Annotated in this window: 7 protein-coding genes; 6 read left to right on the plus strand and 1 reads right to left on the minus strand. The window is 67.7% G+C overall.

Annotation, left to right across the window (positions count from 1 at the left end; translation table 11 throughout):
• From AC1DYI_RS20985 to AC1DYI_RS20995, 3 genes are all read left to right on the plus strand, one after another.
• Positions 1-708 (plus strand): aldo/keto reductase (locus AC1DYI_RS20985; protein ID WP_477206072.1); only part of this gene is annotated, 708 nt, incomplete at its 5' end.
• Between the two features lie 9 nt (positions 709-717).
• Complete coding sequence (locus AC1DYI_RS20990) at positions 718-1209, plus strand: aminoacyl-tRNA deacylase (protein ID WP_477206073.1); 492 nt, start codon at positions 718-720, stop codon at positions 1207-1209.
• A 120-nt stretch (positions 1210-1329) separates the two neighbouring features.
• The gene (locus tag AC1DYI_RS20995) at positions 1330-2118 is read left to right on the plus strand and encodes a substrate-binding periplasmic protein (RefSeq protein ID WP_477206074.1); all 789 of its coding nucleotides are present in this window, start codon (positions 1330-1332) and stop codon (positions 2116-2118) included.
• A 119-nt stretch (positions 2119-2237) separates the two neighbouring features.
• Here AC1DYI_RS20995 and AC1DYI_RS21000 read toward each other — a convergent pair whose 3' ends face one another.
• Positions 2238-4508 carry a hybrid sensor histidine kinase/response regulator gene (locus AC1DYI_RS21000; protein ID WP_477206075.1) on the minus strand — a complete coding sequence of 757 codons (2271 nt, stop codon included), beginning with the start codon at positions 4506-4508 and terminating at the stop codon, positions 2238-2240.
• A gap of 178 nt (positions 4509-4686) precedes the next feature.
• Here AC1DYI_RS21000 and plsY point away from each other — a divergent pair, with 178 nt between their 5' ends.
• The 3 genes from plsY to AC1DYI_RS21015 all read left to right on the plus strand — a co-directional run.
• Positions 4687-5370, plus strand: a complete 684-nt coding sequence (plsY, locus tag AC1DYI_RS21005) for a glycerol-3-phosphate 1-O-acyltransferase PlsY (RefSeq protein ID WP_477206078.1) — start codon at positions 4687-4689, stop codon at positions 5368-5370.
• Positions 5371-5372: 2 nt separating this feature from the next.
• Positions 5373-5720, plus strand: a complete 348-nt coding sequence (locus AC1DYI_RS21010) for a RidA family protein (protein WP_477206076.1) — start codon at positions 5373-5375, stop codon at positions 5718-5720.
• A gap of 382 nt (positions 5721-6102) precedes the next feature.
• Positions 6103-7942: di-heme oxidoredictase family protein (locus tag AC1DYI_RS21015; RefSeq protein ID WP_477206077.1), on the plus strand; the 1840-nt coding region annotated here is incomplete at its 3' end.

Consider the following 7942-nt stretch of genomic DNA (forward strand, 5'->3'; position numbering starts at 1 on the left):
AGCTTGAAGCGGTTGCAGACCGACCAGATCGACCTCTACCAGATCCACTGGCCCAACCGCAATGCGCCGAGCTTCGGCTCGATCTACTTCGAGCCGGAACGTGACGCCGAGTACACCTCGATCCACGACCAGCTCGATGCGTTCGCGGCCTTGATCAAGGCCGGCAAGGTGCGCCACATCGGCCTGTCAAACGAGACGCCGTACGGCGTGGCCGAGTTCGTGCGCATCGCCGAGGCGCACGGCCTGCCGCGCGTGCTGACGGTGCAGAACCCGTACTGCCTGATCAGCCGCTCGCTCGACAACGGGTTGGACGAGACGATGCACCGCCTGGGTGTCGCGTTGATCCCGTACTCGCCGCTGGGCTTCGGCCTGCTGACAGGCAAGTACGACGAACGTGGCATCCACGACCCCACCAGCACCGGCCGCATGGCGCTGTTCGAGCGCATGAAGCAGCAGCGCTGGGGCCGGCCGGCCGCGCTGGCCGCCGCGCGCTGCTACAACGCGTTGGCCCACGAGCATGGGTTGACGCCCACGCGCATGGCGCTGGCCTGGTGCTACACCAACTGGCGCGTCGCCTCCACGATCATCGGCGTCACCACGCGCGAGCAGCTTGACGAAAATCTCGACGCCTGGGGCACGACGCTGTCGCCCGAGCTGCTGGCCGCGATCGACGAGATTCGCTGGGAAATACGCGACCCGGCTCAATGAACGAGAACGATGGCCAAGAAGGATAAGCACGTCAGCGAAACCCCCGCCACCCAGTGGCTGAAGGCCCATGGGGTGGCTTTCACAGAACACGTCTACGACTATGTGGACCATGGCGGCACGGCCGAATCGGCACGCCAGCTGGGCCGGCCCGAGCACGAGGTGGTCAAGACCCTGGTGATGCAGGACGACAAGGCCGAGCCGCTGATCGTGCTGATGCACGGCGACCGTCAGGTCAGCACCAAGAACCTGGCGCGCGCGATCGGCGCCAAGAGTGTCGAGCCTTGCAAGCCCGACGTGGCTCAGCGCCACAGCGGTTTCCTCGTCGGCGGCACGTCGCCCTTCGGCACCCGCAAGGCGATGCCGGTCTACGTGGAAGAAAGCGTGCTGGCGCTGCCGGGCATCCTGATCAACGGCGGGCGGCGCGGCTACCTGCTCGGCATCACGCCTGACGTGCTGACCGGCGTGCTTGGCGCGAAGCCGGTGAGCTGCGCCATCGCCTGAGGCCCGCCGCTGGACGACTGCTGACGCGACCAAGCGCGATCAGGTCGACTAGTGGGAGAGCGGCTGGCGCCGCCGAAAACCCTGTCACCCGACGCCGGGCCGGTCCTTATGATGACTCGCATGAGCCGTCGCCACCTTGCCGCGATCTTGGGGCTGGCCTTTGTGGTCGCAGCGCCGGCCTGTGAAGCCGAGACGCTCCGGTTCGCCACCGGTGAGCTGCCGCCCTATGCCACCGAGGCCCGCTGGGACCAGGGCGTCGCCTTGCGCATCGTGCGCGAGGCGCTCCGCACGCAGGGGCACGAGGTGGTCTACAGCTTCTTGCCCTGGGGCCGCGCGCTCGAAGAGACGCGAGCCGGCAAATGGGATGGCACCGCCTACTGGGGCCACAAACCCGAGCACGAAAAGAGCTTCCTGCTCAGCGACAACGTGCTGACCGAGCAGTGGGTGGTGCTGTACCGCGCGCCGCTGCAGGTGGACTGGAAGCAGCCTGAGGACCTGTCGCCCTTCACCTTCGGCGCGATCAAGACCTACACCTACACGCCCGAATTCCACGCGCTGTTCAACAGCGGCAAGTTGAAGGTCGACTGGTCGCCCGACGACATCTCGATCCTGCACAAGCTGGCCAGCGGGCGCGTCGACGTGGCGCTGCTGGACCGCAACGTCGCCTGTTTCCTGATCGACCAGCACCTGACCGGCGTCGAGGCCCGCACCATCCGCGCCCACACCCGGCTGATGACCGACAACTTCACGACGCACCTGTTGCTGCCCAAGGTGTTGCCGCAAAGCCAGGCGCGGCTGGAGGCGATGAACAAGGGCCTGGCGGCGCTGCGCGCTTCGGGCGAATACCAGCGCTTACTCGAGTTCACCGAATGCAAGGTCGGATTGGCCGTGCCCAACATGCCGAAATGAGACCCCCACGAACCCTTGCCAGGGGCTTGCCCCCCGAGGGGGCTCGCGCAGCGGACCGGCAAAGCCGGATCCGCGCACGCCACTTGATGGGCGGCGACGCTGCGCGCGCCTAGAGTGGGCTACAGCCCCCCGGCCAGCGTTGTTGCGCTACCGGCCATCACCGCGTCGATCTGGCGCAGCACCTCGTCGAAGGCCAGGGGCTTGGTGACGTAGGCCCGTGCGCCGGCGGCGATGGCCGCGTTCACGGTTTCGTCCATTGCATCGGCCGACACCATCACCACCGGCAGCCGGCGCAGCCGCGGGTCGGCGGCCATCGTGTTCAACAGGTCCAGTCCGCGGCCATCGGGCAGTTGCATGTCCAGCAGCAGCAGGTCGGGCGGCTTGGCGCGCAGCGAGGCCAGCCCTTCGGCCAGCGTGCTGCAGACTTCCAGCGACAGGTCCGGCCGGCGGCCGACCAACGCCGCCATCACCAGCGCATTGACCGCGTCGTCTTCAACGTAGAGCAAACGCCGCAGCCGGGCCTCGGGCGGCTGCGAGTCGCTGAAATCGATCGGGTGGTGCGGCACCACCTCGGTGGGCGCCTGCGAGACCGGCAAGGTCACCGTGAATTCACTGCCGACCCCGGGTCGGCTGCGCACGCTCATGTGGCCCTGCATCAGCGACACCAGCGTGCGGGTGACGACCAGGCCGATGCCCGCGCCGGGTTTGCCGGAGGATTCGCGGCCGAGCCGGTTGAAAGACTGGTACAGGCCGTCGAGCTGGGTACTGGTCATGCCCAGACCCGTGTCGCGCACGATGATCTGGACCGTGTCCGGCGTGCTCCCGGRCTGGGTGCGCAGGCTGACCTTGCCGCCGGAGCGGTTGTACTTGACGGCATTGCTCAGCAGGTTGACCAGCACCTGCTCGACCCGCACCGGGTCGGCATGGACCCAGCGCGAGTTGTCGGCGATGTCGAGAGAGCAGCGCACCTGCTCGCGTTCGGCATCGGCGGCGACGAAAGCGATGGCATCGCGCGCCAGCGGGCCCAGGTCGACCGGCCCGAGCGTCAGGCGCAAGCGGCCGGACTCGATGCGCGACAGGTCGAGCACATCGCTGATCATCCCGGTCAGGTGCCAGCCGGCCCGCTCGATCAGCGCCACCCCTTCGCGCCGCTTCGGGTCGTTCTGCACCTCGGGGTCTTGCGAGAGCGATTGCGCAAAACCGACGATTGCGTTCAGCGGCGTGCGCAGCTCGTGGCTCATGCGCGAAAGGAACTCGGTCTTGGCCAGGCTGGCGGCTTCGGCAGCGGCGCGGGCCTGCTCGGCGGCCCGGGTACGCAGCGTGTCTGAAATGTCCGAGACGACGACGATCCACTCGACCTCGCGCGCGCCGCTGACCGGCGTGATCTGCGCCTGGGCCTCGAAGGCCGGTGCGTCTGCCGGCTGCAGCGTCAGGCGGTCGGTGCGCGATTCGCGCCGCCGCAGGCGCGGCGACAGCCACTCGGCCATGTCGACCTCGCCATTGGCCGTCTCGACGGCGGCCAGGCCGGCCAATGAGCCGCGGCGGGCCATCGCCTCCAGCGGCTGGCCCAGCAAGCGGGCGGCGGCCTCGTTGGCATAGCGCACGTTCATCGCGCCATCGAGCGCCAGCAGACCATCGCGCAGCGAGCCGAGGATCGCCGAGCGTTCGTGCAGACCGTCGTGCAGTTGCTGCTCTGCGGCTTCGCGCAGGCCGGTCTCGCGAGCTTGCGCATCGAGAAAGCGGTTCAACGCCTGGCTCAGCACGACGACCTCGTCGCCCGAGCCATCGCTGCCAGCCGGCACCGGCAAACGCGCGTGCGGATCGTCGGTCTTCAGGCCGCGAAGGTCGTGCACCAGCGCCAGCAGCCGCTTGGTGACCAGGCGGTGCATCACCCACAGCAGGCCGAGCGCGATCGCCACCACCTTCAGCAGCTCCCACGGCAGGCGCTGCAAGGCACGGTGCTCGATCTGCGCATCGATCTCGGCAAAGGACTCGCTGATGCGCAAAGTGCCGATCGGCACAGCGCGCGCGGCCACCTTCAGTGGCATGTCATGGGGTGATCCGGCCTTGGACGGCAGGAAACCGGGGCGCGACACATCGACCAGCGCCTTGCCGTCGTCGGCCAGCACCTGCACCCGCACGATGGCGCCATCGCGCACCAGGTTGCGCGCCAGCAGGTCCAGCGTTGCGAGGTCGTAGTTCCACAGCGCCAAGGCGATCGGTGGCGAGCTCAGGCCCAACGCCGCGTCGGCACGCACGTGGGCGGCGCGGGTCAGTTCGCCGCGCTCGCGCCACAGCTCGACACCGCCCGCCAGCACGAACACCAGCACGGCAAAAGCCGCAACCGAGACCAGCATGCGTGTGATCAGCGACGAGTTGATGCGCAGCAAGCGGTCGGTCCCTCGGGGTTTTGGCCGTTCAGCCGTCTCTCCGGCTCATCTGTCCAGCATACCCAAGCCCTGGGTTGCCGCCAATCCGTGTTGCCGTCCRGCCTCTGGTCTCAGTCTTGCACCGGGCTGACGCCCGCTTACACTGCGGCCCCGGCCTTTGGCCGACACGGTGAACGGGATGCTTTATCTGTACTCGCTGACTGCGCTGGTCGCAGCCTATTTGATTGGCTCGCTGTCGTTCGCCGTCATCGTCAGCCGGGTCATGGGCTTGTCCGACCCGCGCTCGTACGGCTCGGGCAATCCGGGCGCGACCAACGTGCTGCGCTCAGGCAACAAGCTGGCCGCGCTGTTGACGCTGGCCTTCGACGCACTCAAAGGCTACGTGCCGGTGCTGGCCGCCTGGCTGCTGCAGCCGCGCTTCGGTTGGGGTGAGCTGACTGTCGGCATGGTGGGGCTGGCCGCGTTCCTCGGTCATTTGTGGCCGGTGTTCTTCCGCTTCCAGGGCGGCAAGGGCGTGGCCACCGCAGCCGGCGTGCTGATGGCCTTGAACCCGCTGTTGGGTGCCGCCACGCTGGCCACCTGGCTGATCGTCGCCTTCTTCACGCGCTATTCGTCGCTGGCGGCGATCGTCGCGGCGGCTTTCGCCCCGTTCTTCCAGTTGCTGAACTGGGGTGCCTCGCCGATGGTGCTGCCGATCACCGTGATGAGCCTGCTGCTGGTCTGGCGCCACGAGGCCAACATCCGCAAGCTGCTGGCCGGCACCGAATCGAAGCTGGGCCACAAAGCCGCGGCGGCTGCACCACCCTCTGCTGCGCCGCCGGCCCGTCATTCCCATCACACCAAACACCACCGAAAGCACTGACCATGGCGATCACACGTTTTGATGCCGGCCCCCGCATGGCCGAAATGACGGTTCACAACGGCGTGGCCTACCTGGCCGGCCAGATCGCCGAAGACGGCACGCAGGACATCACCGGCCAAACGCGTCAGGTGTTGGCAGCGATCGACGCATTGCTGGCCCGTGCCGGCAGCGACAAGACCAAGGTGCTGCGGGCGCAGATCTTCCTGGCCGATCTGGCCGACTTCGCGGCGATGAACTCGGTCTGGGAAGGCTGGGTCGTGCCCGGCCAGACACCGGCCCGTGCCACCGTGCAAGCCGCCCTGGCCAAGCCGGAGTGGAAGATCGAGATCGTGATCACCGCTGCCGTCTGACAGCGGGGTTGGTGCGAGTCGAGATCGCACGCAAGTGCGTATCGAAGGCTGCGCGAAATCGTTCGCTGCAGTGCAGCAATCGCACCATGCCGGGGCGTGATGCGCGGGCAACTGGTGACGAAAGAAAGAGTCTGTAAACCGGGCTGACAAGCGCTTGTCGACCCGAGACACTCGCGCCCGAAACCGCTTTCGGGAACCGGTTCCAAAATCCGGATTCACGTCGGCGGCGAGGGTGGCGGTTGCCTGAGTTTTCGCCTCATGGCCATGGGCAGCCGCTCGGCGTTATGTCGACGGGAGGCAGTTCATGGGCTCTGGATTTCTTGTGCGTGGTCGCCGTGCTGGCGCGGCGATTCCTTGGGCGCTTGGCCTGGTAGCGAGCCTGTTGGCCGCAGCAACCGGCCAACAGGCCGGCGCGCAGGGCGCCGCGACACCGGTCGCCCTCGCGCCTGCCGCAACGGGCGCCCGGGCGGCCTACGTGCCGCTGTACCCGCCCGGTACCGAGGTGTTCGAGAAGCTGCAGTACCGCGAGCCGGACGGCACGCTCGTCACGCGCATGGGCATGCGGCCGACCGAGCGCCATGCGCGCGAGCGCGGTGAAGGCTGGACCGAGCCCGACAACGGCCCGGGCCGCTACCTGACCTTCCCGAGCTTCTATTTCCAGAACCGGGTCTTCGGCCTCGAGATCCGCGACGGCGTACCGGCCGGCCGCCAGCGCATCGAGTTCTACCTGCGCGTCAGCGACGGCACCTTCGACGGCACCACCTTCAGCCTGTTCCGCAACGTCAACGACGTGAACGTGCGCGACTACGGCTGGTCGTTGAACTACGGCTTCAACAACCCGAAGGAAAACAACCTGCCGATCTGCCACGCCAAGCAGCCGAAGGAAGACTGCATGATGGTGGTCGACTCGAACTGGCGCACCGACCCGCACAGCGCGCTGAAGATCGGCGACCCGATCGAGCTGGCGCCGGCACCGCGTTTGACGCGCGACGCGAACGGCAACGCACTGATCGACGGTGGCGGCAGCCGCTACTACTCGTTCGAGCAGCTGTACATCGTCGGCGAGGGGCTGAAGCCCTGGTACGGCGTCGAGCCGCGGCTTGATTCGGCGGCGCTGCCCGCGTCGACCTTGTCCGGCGGCATGGCCAGCGTGTCGTACAACTATTCCGAAGAGCCGATGCGCATGTTCCAGCAGATGGCGAACAACATCGGCATCGGCAACACCAAGCGCTTCGTCGAGGGGCGGCGCCTGTTCCACACCTCGTTCCTCGACGGCAAGCACTCGGAGAACCCAGACTCCAACCCGGTCTTCACCGCGCACATTGGCCAGCTGGGGCCCCGCTACAACCAGGAGCGCTGCATTGCCTGCCACACGACCAACGGCCGCAGCCTAGCGCCGTTGGTCGGCGCGCGGCTGGAGACGATGGGCGTGGTGACCACCGCGGCCGATTCGGGCCGCAAGATGCTGCCGGACCCCACCTACGGCTTCAACATCCAGCAGCGCGCGCAGGCCCAAGGCTCACCCGACTATGGAGTGACGCTGGCGTTGAACACGACGACCGTGCGCACGCTGGCCGACGGCGAGAAGATCGAGCTGCAAAAGCCCGTCTACTCGTTCAAGGGTCCGCTGCCGGCGAACTATTCAGTGCGCCAGGCGCCGCAGGTGATCGGCCTCGGGCTGCTCGAAGCGGTGGACGAGCAGACCATCCTCGACCTGGCCGACGCCAACGACAAGAACGGCGACGGCATCCGCGGCATCCCGAATTGGGCCACCAACCCCGAGACCGGCGAGACGCACCTGGGCCGCTTTGGCTGGAAGGCCGGCAAGGCGACGCTGCGCCAGCAGGTCGGCGAAGCGCTGGTGCGCGACATGGGCGTGACCTCGCCGGTGTACCCGCGCCGCAGCTGCCAGAAAGACGACGCGGGCTGCCACAAGCCGGGCGGCGATGCGCCGGCGATCAGCGAAGCCGAGCTGCAACGCATGGCCCACTATCTGTCGCTGATCGGGGTGCCGGCGCAGCGCAGCCTGCGCAGCGGCTTCCCGGCCGACACACGGGTCTCGCCGGAGCACAACGTCGACCCGGTCAAGATCGATCGCGGCAGCAAGCTCTTTGCGCAAGCGCAGTGCGTGGCCTGCCACGCGCCGAAGATGAAGACCGGCCCGAACCACCCGTTCGCCGAGCTGCGCAACCAGACGATCCACCCGTACACCAACCTGTTGT

It is taken from the genome of Ideonella sp. P3_A4 (assembly GCF_056403075.1).